Origin of the sequence: Streptomyces dioscori, from assembly GCF_003024195.1 — a bacterium.
In the GTDB taxonomy this organism is placed as follows: Bacteria; Actinomycetota; Actinomycetes; order Streptomycetales; family Streptomycetaceae; genus Streptomyces; species Streptomyces dioscori.
Genome location: NZ_KZ679045.1, coordinates 1 through 16,591, shown reverse-complemented (window position 1 = coordinate 16,591; position 16,591 = coordinate 1). Strand labels below are relative to the sequence as shown.

General features: G+C 70.7%; 13 protein-coding genes and 1 pseudogene. 9 read left to right on the top strand and 5 right to left on the bottom strand.

All coding sequences use genetic code 11. The annotated features are described in order from the left end of the window. Positions 1 to 6: 6 nt before the first annotated feature. The gene (locus C6Y14_RS20730; RefSeq protein WP_107018263.1) at positions 7 to 633 is read right to left on the bottom strand and encodes a DUF3043 domain-containing protein; all 627 of its coding nucleotides are present in this window, start codon (positions 631 to 633) and stop codon (positions 7 to 9) included. A gap of 323 nt (positions 634 to 956) precedes the next feature. Here C6Y14_RS20730 and C6Y14_RS20725 point away from each other — a divergent pair, with 323 nt between their 5' ends. From C6Y14_RS20725 to C6Y14_RS20705, 5 genes are all read left to right on the top strand, one after another. Next, a complete protein-coding gene (locus C6Y14_RS20725; RefSeq protein ID WP_107018262.1) occupies positions 957 to 1,754 on the top strand; it encodes a PspA/IM30 family protein in 798 nt (265 codons plus the stop codon). Between the two features lie 39 nt (positions 1,755 to 1,793). Further along, positions 1,794 to 2,072: a PspA-associated protein PspAA gene (gene pspAA, locus C6Y14_RS20720; RefSeq protein ID WP_107018261.1), complete on the top strand. Its 279-nt coding sequence runs from the start codon at positions 1,794 to 1,796 to the stop codon at positions 2,070 to 2,072. A gap of 409 nt (positions 2,073 to 2,481) precedes the next feature. Continuing rightward, complete coding sequence (locus tag C6Y14_RS20715; protein WP_107018260.1) at positions 2,482 to 3,789, top strand: sensor histidine kinase; 1,308 nt, start codon at positions 2,482 to 2,484, stop codon at positions 3,787 to 3,789. Then, entirely contained in the window at positions 3,786 to 4,463 is a 678-nt protein-coding gene (locus tag C6Y14_RS20710; RefSeq protein WP_107018259.1) for a response regulator, read from the top strand. Before C6Y14_RS20715 ends, C6Y14_RS20710 begins: the two co-directional genes overlap by 4 nt. Positions 4,464 to 4,681: 218 nt before the next feature. Further along, positions 4,682 to 7,795 (top strand): efflux RND transporter permease subunit, encoded by a 3,114-nt coding sequence (locus C6Y14_RS20705; RefSeq protein WP_107018258.1) that lies wholly within the window; start codon positions 4,682 to 4,684, stop codon positions 7,793 to 7,795. A 123-nt stretch (positions 7,796 to 7,918) separates the two neighbouring features. On the opposite strand, the gene nadA is transcribed toward C6Y14_RS20705, so the two are convergent. Further along, on the bottom strand, positions 7,919 to 9,103 hold the full coding sequence (gene nadA / locus C6Y14_RS20700) for a quinolinate synthase NadA (RefSeq protein ID WP_107018257.1): 1,185 nt from the start codon (positions 9,101 to 9,103) through the stop codon (positions 7,919 to 7,921). Between the two features lie 339 nt (positions 9,104 to 9,442). Here nadA and C6Y14_RS20695 point away from each other — a divergent pair, with 339 nt between their 5' ends. After that, positions 9,443 to 9,799 carry a HesB/IscA family protein gene (locus C6Y14_RS20695; RefSeq protein ID WP_107018256.1) on the top strand — a complete coding sequence of 119 codons (357 nt, stop codon included), beginning with the start codon at positions 9,443 to 9,445 and terminating at the stop codon, positions 9,797 to 9,799. A 127-nt stretch (positions 9,800 to 9,926) separates the two neighbouring features. On the opposite strand, the gene C6Y14_RS20690 is transcribed toward C6Y14_RS20695, so the two are convergent. Then, positions 9,927 to 11,498 (bottom strand): hypothetical protein, encoded by a 1,572-nt coding sequence (locus C6Y14_RS20690; protein ID WP_107018255.1) that lies wholly within the window; start codon positions 11,496 to 11,498, stop codon positions 9,927 to 9,929. Positions 11,499 to 11,703: 205 nt separating this feature from the next. Continuing rightward, positions 11,704 to 11,949, bottom strand: coding sequence for a hypothetical protein (locus C6Y14_RS20685; protein ID WP_107018254.1), 246 nt, complete (start codon positions 11,947 to 11,949; stop codon positions 11,704 to 11,706). Positions 11,950 to 12,132: 183 nt separating this feature from the next. Between C6Y14_RS20685 and C6Y14_RS20680 the strand changes: the two genes are divergently transcribed. Next, positions 12,133 to 13,107 carry a carbohydrate kinase family protein gene (locus C6Y14_RS20680; protein WP_107018253.1) on the top strand — a complete coding sequence of 325 codons (975 nt, stop codon included), beginning with the start codon at positions 12,133 to 12,135 and terminating at the stop codon, positions 13,105 to 13,107. A 430-nt stretch (positions 13,108 to 13,537) separates the two neighbouring features. On the opposite strand, the gene C6Y14_RS20675 is transcribed toward C6Y14_RS20680, so the two are convergent. After that, complete coding sequence (locus C6Y14_RS20675) at positions 13,538 to 14,932, bottom strand: cysteine desulfurase/sulfurtransferase TusA family protein (protein WP_107018588.1); 1,395 nt, start codon at positions 14,930 to 14,932, stop codon at positions 13,538 to 13,540. A gap of 524 nt (positions 14,933 to 15,456) precedes the next feature. On the opposite strand from C6Y14_RS20675, the gene ctaC reads away from it, so the two are divergent. Beyond that, positions 15,457 to 16,416, top strand: coding sequence for an aa3-type cytochrome oxidase subunit II (gene ctaC / locus C6Y14_RS20665; RefSeq protein WP_107018251.1), 960 nt, complete (start codon positions 15,457 to 15,459; stop codon positions 16,414 to 16,416). After that, a pseudogene (locus C6Y14_RS20660) lies at positions 16,413 to 16,591 on the top strand (cytochrome ubiquinol oxidase subunit I); the annotation flags it as partial. The gene ctaC and the pseudogene C6Y14_RS20660, both read left to right, overlap by 4 nt.

Sequence of the window (16,591 nt, the reverse complement as noted above, 5' to 3'; positions counted from 1 at the left end):
CCGCGCTCAGGGCCGCTCTCCGCGCTTGACCTGCGGCTTCGGCAGCCGGAGGCGACGCATCTGGAGGCTGCGCATCAGCGCGTACGCGACAGCGCCGCGCCGGGGCTCGTCCGGGAAGCGGGCGGCCAGCTGCTTCTTCAGGCGGATCGCGATGCCGACCGAGTCGAGCACGATCAGCACGATCACGAAGAGCCACATCAGCAGCGCGACGTTCTGCAGCTGCGCGATGCGGACCATGCTCAGGACGAGGATGACCACCGCGAGCGGCAGGAAGAACTCGGCGATGCAGAACCGCGAGTCGATGAAGTCACGCGCGAGCTTGCGCACCGGGCCCTTGTCACGGGCGGGCAGATAACGCTCGTCGCCGCTGGCCAGCGCCTGGCGCTGCTTCTCCATGTGGGCGCGGCGCTCGTCGCGCTGCCGCTTGGAGGCCTCCTTGCGCGACGTCGGCGTATTGGCGACGCTGCGGCGCTGGGACTGGGCCTCACTGCGCTTGGGAGTGGGCCTGCCCTTGGGGGCCTGCGGGTCACGGATCTGAGGGGAGTCGGTCACCGACGCCTTGTCGGCGTGGGCCTTCTCGTCTTTGGCGCGGCTACGGAACACAAAACCCAAGGGTAAGGGGTGCGGAGGCATGGACGTCAGCCGAGTGGGGAACGATCCGGCAACACCGGTCGTCTGTAGGGGGACAGGAGGCCTGAAATGGGGTGGTGGCGTGCGGTTGCGCGTGGCGTCCCGGGGACGGCTCCGGAGCGAACCGGGAACCGACCCGGATCGGACCCGGGGTGAACCCCTGGGGGGACGCCTACTCCCTACGCCGGAGCAAGATCGTCATCAGTCGTCCTTGGGGATGAGCGCATCCGTCCCCGAACAGTGCGGTAATGGATGCAGGGCCCGTACTGTGGGTTCTGTTGCAGTCGCTGGAGCCGGAGTCCGTCAGAAGGGGGCGCGCGAAGCCCATGAGCGGTGTCATGAAGCGTATGGGGATGATCTTCCGCGCGAAGGCGAACAAGGCCCTTGACCGGGCCGAGGACCCGCGCGAAACCCTCGACTACTCGTACCAGAAACAGCTGGAGCTGCTGCAGAAGGTGCGCCGCGGCGTCGCCGACGTGGCGACCTCCCGCAAGCGCCTGGAACTGCAGCTGAACCAGCTGCAGGGCCAGTCCTCCAAACTGGAGGACCAGGGGCGCAAGGCGCTCGCGCTCGGCCGTGAGGACCTCGCCCGTGAGGCGCTGTCCCGCCGGGCCGCCCTCCAGCAGCAGGTGACCGATCTGGAGACGCAGCACCAGACCCTGCAGGGCGAGGAGGAGAAGCTCACCCTCGCCGCGCAGCGACTCCAGGCCAAGGTCGACGCCTTCCGTACGAAGAAGGAGACGATCAAGGCGACGTACACGGCCGCCCAGGCGCAGACCCGGATCGGTGAGGCCTTCTCCGGCATCTCCGAGGAGATGGGCGACGTCGGGATGGCCATCCAGCGGGCCGAGGACAAGACCGCGCAGCTCCAGGCGCGGGCCGGTGCCATCGACGAGCTGCTCGCCTCCGGCGCGCTCGACGACCACTCCGGGCTCGCCAAGGACGACATCCAGAGCGAGCTGGACCGGCTGTCCGGGGGTACGGACGTCGAGCTCGAACTGCAGCGGATGAAGGCCGAACTGGCCGGGGGGTCCTCGTCCCAGCAGGCGATCGAGGGCGGTCAGGGGCAGACTCAGTCCCAGCAGCCGTCGAAGTCGGACACCCCGCGCTTCGACAAGCAGTAGCCGCAGAACGCGGGAGCGTCCCACGCCGAGGAGGGCGTCATGATCGTACGGATCATGGGGGAGGGACAGGTGAGGCTGGACGACGGGCACCTCGCCGAGCTGAACGAGCTGGACGACGAGCTCCTCGCGGAGACTCGGGCCGGGGACGAGGAGGGGTTCCGGCGGACGCTGGGGGCGCTGCTCGACGCGGTGCGTCGTCTGGGGGCGCCGCTCCCGGACGACTCGCTGGAACCGTCGGAACTGATCCTCCCGTCCGCGGACGCGACGCTGTCGGAAGTCCGAGAACTCCTGACGGACGACGGCCTGCTCCCCGGCTGACGTTCCCTTTCGCCCCCGAACCCCCGGCCCTCAAACGCCGGACAGGCCAAAAACGAAAGGCCGGGGCGCAGCCCCGCTTTTCAGGGGCGCGGGGAACGGCGCGCTCAGCCCCCACCGGGCCCGCAGGTGAATTCTCCGCCCCACCCCCACCCCCCTGAGGGGCGCGGGGAACGGCGCGGCCAACCCCCACCGGGCCCGCAGGCGAACCCTCCGCCCCGCCCCCACCCCCCTGAGGGGCGCGGGGAACGGCGCGGCCAACCCCCACGGTCCGCAGCGAACCCTCTCCGCGAGGCCCCCACCCCCCCCAGGGGCGCGGGGAACTGCGCAACAAGCCCCCATCGGCCCCAGCCGAAGCCGAGGCCGTAGCCGAACCCCCCGCCCCCGCCAGGGCCCCGTACCGTAAAGAAGCGTGAGCACACTGACGCGCGCAAGGACCTGGCTGCGGTCCCACCCCCTCGTCGCCGACGCCACTCTCGCCACCGCGGTCCTCGCCTGCATGCTGGCCGGCTCCTTCGCGGAGCCGAACGGTCGGCACGGCGGCACGATGTGGGGCACCCGCGCCCCCGACGCCCTCGGCCTCACCCTCATGCTGCTCGCCGCGGCCACCCTGGTCCTCCGCCGCAGGCACCCGCTCGGGGTCCTCGCCGCGACCGGCGCCCTGTCCGTCGTGGAGTTCGTGACGGGCGACCCCCGCGCCCCCGTGGCGATGTCCGCCGTGGTCGCCCTGTACACCGTCGCCGCCGCGACCGACCGCCCCACCACGTGGCGCGTGGGCCTGCTCACGATGACGGTCCTGACCGCCTTCGCCATGCTCGCGGGCCCTCTGCCCTGGTACGCCCAGGAGAACCTGGGAATCTTCGCCTGGACGGGCATGGCCGCCGCCGCGGGCGACGCGGTCCGCAGCCGCCGCGCCTTCGTGCACGCCATCAGGGAGCGCGCCGAGCGGGCCGAACGCACCCGTGAGGAGGAGGCCCGCCGCCGCGTCGCGGAGGAACGCCTGCGTATCGCCCGCGATCTGCACGACGTCGTCGCCCACCACATCGCCCTGGTCAATGTGCAGGCCGGAGTCGCCGCGCACGTCATGGACAAGCGACCCGACCAGGCGAAGGAGGCCCTGGCCCACGTCCGTGAGGCGAGCCGCTCCGCGCTCAACGAACTCCGCGCCACGGTCGGCCTGCTGAGGCAGTCGGGCGACCCGGAGGCCCCCACCGAACCGGCCCCGGGCCTGCACCGCCTCGAAGAGCTGGTCGGCACCTTCCGCAGCGCGGGCCTGCCCGTCGAAGTGGCCCGCACCGACCAGGGCACGGCCCTGCCGGCGGCCGTCGACCTGGCCGCGTACCGCGTCATCCAGGAAGCCCTCACCAATGTGCGCAAGCATGCGGGCCAGGAGGCGAAGGCCGAGGTCAGCGTCGTGCGGGTGGGCCCGAACGTGGAGATCACCGTCCTCGACAACGGCCCCGGCGATGACGCGCCCGCCCGTCTGGAGGAGAACGGCGGTCACGGACTGCTCGGCATGCGCGAGCGGGTCACCGCGCTCGGCGGCACCTGCAGCGCGGGACCCCGATACGGAGGCGGCTTCCGGGTGCATGCGATCCTGCCGGTCAAGAGCCGCGCCGGAGCCACCGCGTCTACCACAGCCACCGCGTCCGCGAAGGCCACCGCTTCCACGACAGCCACCGCGTCCACGACCGAGGCAGCCAAGGGGAACCCCGTATGACGATCCGTGTCCTGCTCGCCGACGACCAGGCCCTGCTGCGCAGCGCCTTTCGCGTCCTGGTCGACTCCGAGCCCGACATGGAGGTGGTCGGAGAGGCCTCGGACGGCGCGGAGGCGGTCCGTCTCGCCCGCGAGGAGCGGGCCGACGTCGTCCTGATGGACATCCGCATGCCCGGCACCGACGGACTGGCCGCGACCCGGCTCATCAGTGCCGACCCCGGCCTCGCCCAGGTGCGCGTCGTCATGCTGACGACCTTCGAGGTCGACGAGTACGTGGTGCAGTCGCTGCGCGCCGGCGCCTCCGGCTTCCTCGGCAAGGGCTCCGAGCCGGAGGAACTGCTCAACGCCATCCGCGTCGCGGCGGCCGGCGACGCCCTGCTGTCGCCCGCCGCCACCAAGGGGCTGATCGCGAAGTTCCTCGCGCAGGGCGGCGACGACGACCGCGACCCCGCCCGCGCCGAACGCCTCGAAGCACTCACCGTCCGCGAGCGCGAGGTCCTCGTCCAGGTCGCCGGCGGGCACTCCAACGACGAGATCGCCGAGCGTCTGGAAGTCAGTCCGCTCACCGTGAAGACGCACGTCAACCGGGCCATGGCCAAGCTGGGAGCCCGTGACAGGGCCCAACTCGTGGTGATCGCCTACGAGTCCGGACTGGTACGCCCAAGGGTGGAGTGAGCTCCACCCGTACGTACTGCGGGCGCGGTATGCGCCGTATAAGGAAACGGGACCTGGGGGCGAGGGGAGTGGCCCCACCCATGGCTCAGAGTGATAGGCGGACGCTCACATGAGCCCATCCGCTCAGCAGAGCCCACCGCGCCGCTCCCCACACCCAGGCAACAGCCTCCAGTCACACAGGCAACCGCCTCAAGCAACAGAAGAGAGACCCGTCACCCATGTCCTGGCTGTCCCGCTTCAGCCTCGCCCAGCGTGCCCTCATCGGGCTGATGTCGATCATCGCGCTCGTCTTCGGGGCGATAGCGATACCGCAACTCAAGCAGCAGCTGCTGCCCACCATCGAACTGCCCATGGTGTCGGTCCTGGCGCCGTACCAGGGCGCGTCCCCCGACGTGGTCGAGAAGCAGGTCGTCGAGCCCATCGAGGACAACCTCGAAGCGGTCGACGGGATCTCCGGCGTCACCTCCACGGCCAGTGAGGGCAACGCCCTGATCATGGCCTCCTTCGACTACGGCAACGACTCCGCCCGGATCGTCGCCGACGTCCAGCAGGCCGTGAACCGCGCCCGCGCCCAGCTCCCGGACGACGTGGACCCGCAGGTGGTCGCCGGTTCGACCGACGACATCCCGACCGTGGTCCTCGCCGTCACCTCCGGCAAGGACCAGCAGGCCCTCTCGGACCAGCTGGACCGTACGGTCGTCCCCGCGCTGAAGGACATCGACGGCGTCGCCCAGGTCACGGTCGACGGCGTACGGGACCTTGAGGTCGCGGTCACGCCCGACGACGCGAAGCTGGCGAAGGCGGGGCTGACCACGGCCGCGCTCGGCCAGGCCCTCCAGGCGGGCGGCGCGACCGTACCGGCCGGGTCCTTCGACGAGGACGGCAGCAACCGCACCGTCCAGGTCGGCGGCGGCTTCACCTCGCTGAAGCAGATCGAGGACCTGATGGTCACGGGCGGGGGCGAAGGCGCGGGCGGCGGCAAGAAGCCCGTACGACTCGCCTCCGTCGCCACCGTCGCGGAGAAGCCCGCCAGGACGGAGTCCATCACCCGCACCGACGGCAAGCCCAGCCTCGCGATCTCCGTCACCATGGACCACGACGGCAGCGCGGTCGCGGTCTCCGACGACGTCCAGGACAAGCTGCCCGGCCTGCGCAAGGACCTCGGTTCCGGCGCCACCCTGACGGTCGTCAGCGACCAGGGCCCCGCCGTCTCCAAGTCCATCGCGGGCCTGACCACCGAAGGCGCTCTCGGACTGCTCTTCGCGGTCCTGGTGATCCTGGTCTTCCTGGCGTCGGTCCGCTCGACGCTGGTCACCGCGGTCTCCATCCCGATGTCGGTCGTCCTCGCGCTGATCGTGCTGTGGGTCCGCGACGAATCGCTCAACGTCCTCACGCTGGGCGCCCTGACCATCGCCATCGGCCGGGTCGTCGACGACTCGATCGTGGTCCTGGAGAACATCAAGCGGCACCTCGGCTACGGCGAGGAGCGCCAGGAGGCGATCCTCAAGGCGGTACGCGAGGTCGCGGGCGCGGTCACCGCCTCGACGCTCACCACGGTCGCGGTCTTCCTGCCCATCGGTCTGACCGGCGGTGTGGTCGGCGAGCTCTTCGGCTCGTTCTCCCTGACGGTCACCGCGGCCCTGCTGGCCTCGCTGCTCGTCTCGCTGACGGTCGTCCCCGTCCTGTCGTACTGGTTCCTGCGCGCCCCCAAGGACGTACGCGGGGCCGACCCGGAGGAGGCCCGCCGCAAGGCCGAGGAGAAGGAGGCCCGCAGCCGCCTCCAGCGCTTCTACGTCCCCGTCCTGCGCTTCGCCACCCGCCGCCGCCTCACCAGTGTGGCCATCGCGGTGGTCGTGCTCCTCGGTACGTTCGGCATGACGCCCCTGCTGAAGACGAACTTCTTCGACCCGGGCGACCAGGAGGTCCTCTCCGTCAAGCAGGAGCTGAAGCCCGGCACCAGCCTGGCCGCGACCGACGCGCAGGCGAAGAAGGTCGAGCGGATGCTCGCCGGCGTCAAGGGCGTCGAGGACTACCAGGTCACGATCGGCTCCTCCGGCTTCATGGCCGCGTTCGGCGGGGGCACGGACACCAACCAGGCCTCGTACACCGTGAAGGTCGCCGACTCGGCCTCCTTCGACGACGTGCAGGACAGCATCGAGGAGGGGCTCGGCAAGCTCTCCGGGATCGGTACGACGACGGTCGCGGCCGGTGACGGCTTCGGCAGCCAGGACCTGAGCGTCGTGGTGAAGTCCGCCGACGGCGAGGTGCTGCGCGAGGCGGCGGAGAAGGTCCGCGACGAGGTCGCGAAGCTGGACGACGTCACCGACGTGACCAGCGACCTCGCCCAGTCGGTGCCGCGCATCTCCGTCAAGGCCAACGACAAGGCCGCCGCCGCCGGGTTCAACGACGCCACGCTCGGCGCGGCCGTCGGCCAGGCCGTCCGCGGCACCACCAGCGGCAAGGCGATCCTCGACGACACCGAGCGGGACGTCGTCATCAAGTCGGCGAAGCCCGCCGCGACGCTGGCCGAGCTGAAGAACCTCAAGCTCGGTCCGGTGAAGCTCGGCGACATCGCGACGGTGAAGCTGGTCGACGGCCCGGTGTCGATGACCCGCATCGACGGTCAGCGCGCGGCCACCATCACGGCCAAGCCGACCGGCGACAACACCGGCGCGGTCAGCAACGAGCTGACGACGAAGCTCGACAAGCTGAAGCTGCCGGCCGGGGCCACGGCGTCCATCGGCGGTGTCTCCGAGGACCAGGACGACGCGTTCGCGTCCCTCGGCCTCGCGATGCTCGCGGCGATCGCGATCGTGTTCATGCTGCTGGTGGCGACCTTCCGGTCGCTGATCCAGCCGCTGATCCTGCTCGTCTCGATCCCGTTCGCGGCGACGGGAGCGATCGGTCTGCTCCTGGTGACCGGCACCCCGCTGGGCGTGCCGTCGCTGATCGGCATGCTGATGCTCATCGGCATCGTCGTCACCAACGCGATCGTGCTGATCGACCTGATCAACCAGTACCGCAAGCAGGGGTACGGGGTCGTGGAGGCCGTGATCGAGGGCGGCAGGCACCGTCTCCGCCCGATCCTCATGACGGCCCTGGCGACCATCTTCGCCCTGCTGCCGATGGCCCTGGGCATCACCGGCGAGGGCGGCTTCATCGCCCAGCCGCTCGCGGTGGTCGTGATCGGCGGTCTGATCACATCGACGCTGCTGACGCTGCTGCTCGTACCGACGCTGTACGCGATGGTGGAGCTCCGCAAGGAGCGCCGCGCGGAGAAGAAGTCCGCGAAGCGGACGGCTGCCGCCGAGCGGGAGGCAGTGGGGGTGTAGGTCACCGATTGCGCCGTTCCCCGCGCCCCTACCGAGTAGGGGCGCGAGGAACGGCGCAGTCTTTTGCTTTTAGGGGCGCGGGGAACTGCGCGATCAGCCCCCACCGGGGCCGCAGACGAACGGTTACGGCAGCGCCAGCATCCGTTCCAGCGCCAGCTTCGCGAACTGCTCCGTCTCGCGGTCGACCTCGATGCGGTTGACGAGATTCCCCTCGGCCAGGGACTCCAGGGTCCAGACCAGGTGCGGCAGGTCGATCCGGTTCATCGTCGAGCAGAAGCAGACCGTCTTGTCGAGGAAGACGACCTCCTTGCCCTCGGGCGCGAACCGGTTCGCCAGGCGGCGGACGAGATTCAGCTCCGTACCGATGGCCCACTTCGAGCCGGCCGGAGCCGCCTCCAGCGCCTTGATGATGTACTCCGTGGATCCCACGTAGTCCGCCGCGCTCACGACCTCGTGCTTGCACTCGGGGTGCACCAGCACGTTCACGCCGGGTATCCGGGCGCGGACGTCCTCCACCGACTCCACCGAGAAGCGGCCGTGCACCGAGCAGTGCCCGCGCCACAGGATCATCTTCGCGTTCCGCAGCTGCTCGGCGGTCAGGCCGCCGTTGGGCTTGTGCGGGTTGTAGAGGACACAGTCGTCGAGCGACATCCCCATGTCCCGCACGGCGGTGTTGCGGCCCAGGTGCTGGTCGGGCAGGAACAGCACCTTCTCGCCCTGCTCGAACGCCCACTCCAGGGCCTTCTTCGCATTGGACGACGTGCAGATCGTGCCGCCGTGCTTGCCCGTGAACGCCTTGATGTCCGCGGAGGAGTTCATGTACGAGACGGGCACGACCTGCTCGGCCACCCCCGCCTCGATCAGCACGTCCCAGCACTCGGCGACCTGCTCGGCGGTGGCCATGTCGGCCATCGAGCACCCGGCGGCCAGGTCGGGCAGGACGACCTTCTGGTCGTCGGAGGTCAGGATGTCCGCCGACTCGGCCATGAAGTGCACACCGCAGAACACGATGTACTCGGCCTCGGGGCGCGCGGCGGCGTCCCTGGCCAGCTTGAAGGAGTCGCCCGTGACATCCGCGAACTGGATGACCTCGTCGCGCTGGTAGTGGTGACCGAGCACGAACACCTTGCTGCCGAGCTTCTCCCTGGCGGCGCGGGCGCGCTCCACCAGGTTCGGGTCGGACGGCGAGGGCAGGTCACCGGGACACTCGACGCCGCGCTCGCTCCGCGGGTCGGCCTCGCGACCGAGCAGCAGCAGGGCGAGGGGCGTCGGCTGTACGTCGAGTTCCTGGGTCTGGGCGGTGGTCACGACACGCACCCTTTCTGTTCTGCGGCTCGCTTGGACCGTCCGACTGGAGCGATCAAGCAGGACACGCCTTTTCGTCGAAATGACGCTATCTATCATAACCGCTTCACGTCACGTTGACGATGCCCATAGCGTCCATGTGACGTGAATCCCGTGGAGGCCGCCGTGAGGACCCCGACGGCCGTCCATCGACGTTGTCCACAGGCCGTTTTCCGCTTCCGGGCGGGTGTGCGAGCATGAAGAGAGAAGACAAAGACTCAAAGCCCGGCCCGGAATGAATCCGCGGCCCCGCCGGTTGGAACCGTCGGCAAGCAGTCTCCGTACAACCCGGGAGAGAAGCAGATGTCCGTATCGGACGAGACCACCACCGTGAGCGACGGCATCCTCCTGTCGGACGCCGCCGCGGCCAAGGTCAAGGGCCTGCTGGAGCAGGAGGGCCGCGACGACCTGGCGCTGCGCGTCGCCGTCCAGCCCGGCGGCTGCTCCGGCCTGCGGTACCAGCTCTTCTTCGACGAGCGCTCCCTCGACGGCGACGTCGTCAAGGACTTCGGCGGTGTGAAGGTCGTCACCGACCGCATGAGCGCTCCGTACCTGGGCGGTGCCTCCATCGACTTCGTGGACACCATCGAGAAGCAGGGCTTCACGATCGACAACCCGAACGCGACGGGCTCCTGCGCCTGCGGCGACTCGTTCAGCTAGTCGGCCGGCCATGGCCCCGTAAGCCGTGGCGACAGCGAAAGGCGGCGCCCCCTCCAACAGGGCGCCGCCTTTCGCGTTCCCGGACCGACGGGCCGACGGGCCGCGGTGCTGCCCGGCCCTCCGGCCGTCAGCCGGTCGGGTTGGGCAGATCCTTCTCCTTGGGTACTGCCTTGCCGTCCGAGCCGACCACCTTGCGGTCCCCGAGCGGCTTGTCGAGGTCGATCTTCTCGTGGAAGACCTTGGCGATCAGGATGCAGACCTTGTCCGGCTTTTCCGGCTTGTCGATGACCTTGACCGTCACCTCGCCGCCGCTCTCGTCCGCCGAGGCCGAGTAGTCGCTGCAGACACCGCCGGTGAAGCGCACGGTCAGTTCCTTGCCGTCCGCGCTGTAACCCTCGACCCGTACGTCCCGGGTCTCGGGCTCCGTGCTCGTCCCGCCACCGGGTTCGCTGGTGCGCGGGCTCGGCCGCCCGGTCGCGCTGCCGCTCGGCTCGGTCTTCGGCGGCTGCGGGGCCGTCAGGTACTCAGGGTCGACCGCGGGATGGGTGACCGTGAACGTGTCGTCGGTCCCCGCGGGCCGTACTTCGAAGAGCCAGGACGGCACCAGCGCCTGCCGGCCGTCCACGAAGTGCGCGGCGAGCCCGAACACGGCGTCCTCCACGACGACCGGATCGGACTTCGGCACCGCACTCGACGCCTCGCACGGCGTCTCGTTCTTCTCCTTCAGCGGTACGGGGCTCGCGCAGCCGCCGATACCCACGCGCCCGTCACCGGTCCCGGACCCGTTCAGCAGACCGAGGGTCTTCTCCGCACCGATGACGGGGTACGTGTCCGTCTTCGCCGGGGCCTTCAACTGGCCGCTGCCGCCCACCACCTGGCCGTCCGGACCGATCTGCACGCCGGTCGTCCAGCCGTAGGTCGGCAGTCCGCCCACCTTCGGCTCCGCGTTCACCACGCGCACGGCGTCCATCAGCTGGCCGGCGTCGAGCTTCGCGTCGTCCTGGCCGACCGCCTTGAGGACAGGCGCTGCGGCCTTCTTCGCGGCGGCGGCGCTCACCGGGTCCACGGCGCCGCCCTCGGCGCTCTCGCTCCGGCCCGCGGGCCCGCTCCGGTTCGCGCACGTGGTGGTGCCCTTGCAGTTGTCGGTGCCGGGGGCGAATCGGCTGAACGTCCAGGTACCGGGCGCCTGCTTGCTCACGCGCAGACCGGCCCCGAAGCCGTCCTTCGTGGCGCCGACCTTCCAGGCGTCGCCCTCCGCCTTCGGGGTGCCCTCCACCCCCAGCGCCTCGGCCAGCTTCGCCACCTCGGCGGCCGTGACCGTGCCCTTGGTCCGGTAGACGGCCGCGGAGGAGGGGCCGTCCGGCAGGTCGCCCTCGGCGCGGTAGGTCACGCCGTTCGGGTCGGGCTCACCGGGCGCGATACCGTCCGTGCCGCCGGAGCCCGCGCTGCCACTGCTCGTACCGCTCTCCGTGTAGCCGTCGAGGGCCAGGAGCGGCGGGTCCCCGTCGCCACGCGGCGCACCGGAACCGTCCTTGCCTCCGGAGCCGCCGGTCGCGGTCGCGGCGAAGTACGCGCCGCCGCCTCCGACGAGGAGCACGGCGGCCGCCACCGAGGCGACGGCCACCGGGGAACGCCGTCGGCGCGGCCGGTCCTCGTCGGCGGCTTCGGCCGCTTCGTTGTCGGGTCGCTCGCTGTCCACCGCATTGCTCCTTCTGCCACGCCGTCGTCCCACGGGACCCACCCCCGACCGGACCGGGCCGGATCAGGGCAGAGCAGGGTCGTATCCTGCCTCCCCTTTACGGGGGACAGCGATGGGACGCGGCGGGGGAGCGTGCGGTTCCCTTCAGGGGGAGCGGGTTCGGGATCGGCGGGCCGTCGTCGTCCCGCGCGCCTTCGCCGGGTGATCAGTCGCCGTAGTCCGACATGCCGTCCAGCAGGCGGGCGGAGGCCGGCGGCACGGTCACGCCGTTGATGAGTGCCGGGGACACCGGCCGGGCAGTGATCCGGGCGGGGGCCTCCCAGTGCGGGACCATCCGCGCGCAGTCGCCCCTCAGCTCAGCGAGACCGCCTTCGGGGCCTTCGGGGCCTTCGGCGGCGGCGAGGGCTTCGAGACCGAGCGGAGCGTCGCCATGGATCTTGAGGTTCGTCATAACGGAACCGTATGCACCGGAAGCCGGACGGAAAAGCCCTACTATCGGGTAGTTCTGCCCGCTTCACGGCTCAGGACTCCAGCGGACTGCGGTGACGACTCCAGTAGGACCCCACCGTCGGCCGTACGCCGACCCGATAGCGTGAACTGTCAATCCCCCTCCTCGCAGGAGTGTGTCCTAGCCGTGCGTATCGCTGTCTCGGGCTCCATCGCCACCGACCACCTCATGACCTTCCCCGGCCGCTTCGCCGACCAACTGGTCGCGGATCAGCTGCACACGGTCTCCCTCTCCTTCCTGGTCGACAATCTGGACGTACGCCGGGGCGGCGTGGGCGCGAACATCGCGTTCGGCATGGGCCAGCTCGGCTCGTCGCCCATCCTGGTCGGGGCCGCGGGCTCCGACTTCGACGAGTACCGGGCCTGGCTCGACCGGCACGGCGTCGACACCGAGTCCGTGCGGATCTCCGAGGTGCTGCACACCGCGCGCTTCGTCTGCACCACGGACGCCGACCACAACCAGATCGGCTCCTTCTACACGGGTGCCATGAGCGAGGCCCGCCTCATCGAGCTCAAGAAGGTCGCCGACCGGGTGGGCGGGCTCGACCTCGTCCTCATCGGCGCGGACGACCCCGAAGGGATGCTCCGGCACACCGAGGAGTGCCGGACGCGCTCGATCCCGTTCGCCGCGGACTTCTCCCAGCAGATCGCGCGGATGGACGGCGACGAGATCCGGCTGCTGCTCGACGGGGCGACGTACCTCTTCTCGAACGAGTACGAGAAGGGGCTCATCGAGTCCAAGACCGGCTGGAGCGACGCGGAGATCCTGTCGCGGGTCGGCCACCGGGTGACCACGCTCGGGGCGCGCGGCGTGCGCATCGAGGCCGTCGGGTCCGACCCGATCGAGGTCGGCTGTCCGGAGGAGACGGCGAAGGTCGACCCGACCGGGGTCGGGGACGCCTTCCGGGCTGGGTTCCTGTCGGGGCTGACGTGGGGGGTCGGGCACGAGCGGGCGGCGCAGGTCGGGTGCATGCTGGCGACGCTGGTCATCGAGACGAAGGGCACGCAGGAGTATCAGCTGCGGCGGTCGCACTTCCTCGACCGCTTCACGAAGGCGTACGGGCATGACGCGGCGACGCAGGTCCAGGGGCATCTGGCCTAGGCCGCTGCCCCGGGTCCGAGTGCCTCGGGCGCATTGTTCTCCGCGGGCGCGTGGGGGCGGGCCGCGCAGTTCCCCGCGCCCCTAGAGGGGAGTGGGGGTGAGGCTGCGCTCTGTCCTGCGCGCTCGGGGGCTTGAGGCCAAGGATTGCGCAGTTCCCCGCGCCCCTGACGGGGCGGGGGCGGGGATGGGGCGTAGCCCCTCCCCGAGGGGCGCGGGGAACTGCGCGGGTGACCACGACGGGCCCGCAGTCGCCGACGTACCGCGCTACCCGAGCTCGCCGGCGTCCGTGCGGCGACGGGCCGCGTCACCCGAGCTCGCCGGCGTCCGCACGGCGGCGGGCCGCGGCGCCCGAGCTCGGCGGCGTTCGTACGGCGGCGGGCCGTGGCGCCTGAGCTCGGCGGCGTTCGTGCGGCGGCGGGCCGCGGTGGCGCTAGAGGGTCACCCGGCGGACCAGGTACGCCGTGCCCCGGGGTGCCGGTTCCGCGCCCACATACTCCTGCCCCCGCATCTCGCACCACGCCGGAATGTCCAGCCGTGCCGCCTCGTCGTCCGACAGGACCCGGACCGTGCCACCGAGCGGGACCTCGGTGATCACCTTGGCGAGTTCGATCACCGGGATCGGGCAGCGCTTGCCGAGGGCGTCCACGACGAGCGCGTCCGGCGCGCCGGAGGGCGACACCGTCACGGCGGCCGGCCCGGGAGCGCCCAGCTTCTCGCGGACCGCGGCGACCGCGACGGGCAGGACGGCCAGGAAGCGGTCCACCTCCTCGGCCGGTGTGCCCAGCGGCAACGACACCCGCACATTGCCCTCGCTCAGCACTCCCATCGCCTTCAGCACATGGCTGGGTGTCAGCGTGCTGCTAGTGCAGGACGATCCGGACGACACCGAGAACCCCTCGCGGTCCAGCTCGTGCAGCAGTGTCTCTCCGTCGACATAGAGACAGGAGAAGGTGAGGAGATGGGGCAGCCGGGTGACCGGATCGCCCACCACCTCCACGTCCGGGACCAGTTCGGGCACCCGCGCGCGGATCCGGTCCGTCAGCTCGCGCAGCCGGACCGACTCGGCGGCGGCCTCGGCCCGTACGGCCCGCAGGGAGGCCGCGGCGGCGACGACGGCCGGGATGTTCTCGAAGCCGGGAGCGCGCCCCGACTCCCGCTCGTCGGCGGGGCCTTGAGGCGCGTACCGCACCCCCTTGCGTACGGCGAGGAGGCCGACGCCCGCCGGTCCGCCCCACTTGTGGGCGCTGCCCGTGAGCAGGGACCAGCCGCCTTCGACCGGGCCCCAGGCCAGCGACTGCGCCGCGTCCACCAGCAGCGGTACACCCGCGCCGCGGCACGCCTCCGCGACCTCGACCACCGGCTGGTGCGTCCCCACCTCGTGGTTGGCGGACTGGAGGCAGGCGAGCGCGGTGTCGGGGCGCAGGGCGTCCGCGTACGCGTCGGGGGAGACCGCGCCTGTCCGCAGAACGGGCACTTCGGACACCGTTCCGCCGGCTTGGAGGTGCGACTCCGCCGAATGGAGTACCGAAGAGTGTTCGACCGCGGACACGATCAGGTGGCGTCCGACGCGGTGCCGGCCGGCGAGCGCGCCGGCGATTCCCGTGTGTACGGCGCGGGTGCCGGACGTGGTGAACACCAGCTCGTCCGGGCGGCAGCCGATCGCCTCGGCGGCGGCCTCGCGGGCGGCGTCCAGGAGGAGCCTGGCGCGGCGGCCCTCGCGGTAGAGGCGGGCGGGGTCCGCCCAGCCTTCGTCGAGCGAGGCGTGCAGGGCCTGGCGGGCGACGGGGTGGAGGGGGGCGGACGACGCGGCGTCGAAGTAGGACACGACGCTCACGCTATGCGGTGGCCTCCGGCGGGGGTAGCGGGGGTATGGGGGGTCGGTTAGGTCGTCTGCGGGCCGGTGGGGGCTGACCGCGCAGTTCCCCGCGCCCCCAAGGGCCTCAGGGGCGCGGGGAACGGCGCGGCCAGCCACGACGCACCCGCGCCCGTCCGACGAACCGTCCCGCAGGGGAACCGCGCGGCCCGCCGCGACGTGCCCGCGGTCGTCGACGGACCGCCCCGCAGGGGAACCGTCCCGCAGGGACGCGGCGGCCGTGCGTCGGTGGCGGACCATGGTGCCTCGGAACGCGCGCACACCCGAACGCCCCGTCACATGCCTCGCAGAGCCCCGTATTCCACCCCTTCGGGGTGAGTGGCGGCGCGTTGGGGACCCTCCCCGCGCGACCCCAAAAAGCGTCCAGTAGGGTTTGGTCCGCATAAACATCCAAACCCCTGCCCGACGCAGGGCGGCGACCGACCAGCGAGAAGGCCGCAGCCAACCGCGCGGGCGAGACTCTCGGAAGGCGCTACGTGAGTCCCTACGGCTCCGACCGCTCGCCGCGGCGCCCGATGCGGCGGAAGCTGCTGCAGGCACTGACTGCGGGTCTGGTCCTGGCGACCGCGACCGGTTGCACATACAAGGACTTCCCCCGCCTTGGTATGCCCACCCCGACCACGGAAGAGGCTCCCCGGATCCTCTCCCTGTGGCAGGGCTCGTGGGCCGCAGCACTCGCCACGGGCGTGCTGGTCTGGGGCCTGATCCTGTGGAGCGCGTTCTTCCACCGGCGCAGCCGCACCAAGGTCGAGGTTCCCCCGCAGACCCGGTACAACATGCCCATCGAGGCGCTGTACACGGTGGTCCCCCTCATCATCGTCTCGGTGCTGTTCTACTTCACAGCCCGCGACGAGTCGAAGATCCTCAGTCTCGACAAGAAGCCCGACGTCACGGTCAACGTCGTCGGCTTCCAGTGGAGCTGGGGCTTCAACTACATCGAGAACGTCGACGGCTCGACCGGTGACGCGAAGACCGACAAGAATCTCGACGCGATCCCGGATCGCTTCAAGAAGGACTTCCCGGCGGCCGCCGGCGGGGTCTACGACGTCGGTACGCCCGCCTCGAAGAACCCGCAGACGCTCAACCCGGGTCCGACCCTCTGGCTCCCCAAGGGCAAGACGGTCCGCTTCGTCCTCACTTCGCGTGACGTCATCCACTCCTTCTGGGTGGTGCCGTTCCTCATGAAGCAGGACGTCATCCCGGGTCACACCAACTCCTTCCAGGTGACCCCCAACAAGGAGGGCACCTTCCTGGGCAAGTGCGCCGAGCTCTGCGGCGTCGACCACTCCCGGATGCTCTTCAACGTGAAGGTCGTCTCTCCCGAGCGCTACGAGGCCCACCTCAAGGAGCTCGCCGAGAAGGGTCAGACCGGTTACGTCCCGGCCGGCATCGAGCAGACGGACCACGAGAAGAACCGGGAGACGAACAACCTGTGAGCATCCTCAACGAACCTCAGGGTGCCGCCGCGGCTGAAGACTCGTACGAGAGCGAGCTGCCGGTACGGCGCAAGCAGCCCGGCAACGTCGTGATCAAGTGGCTGACCACCACGGACCACAAGACGATCGGCACGATGTACCTGGTCACGTCGTTCGCGTTCTTCTGCATCGGTGG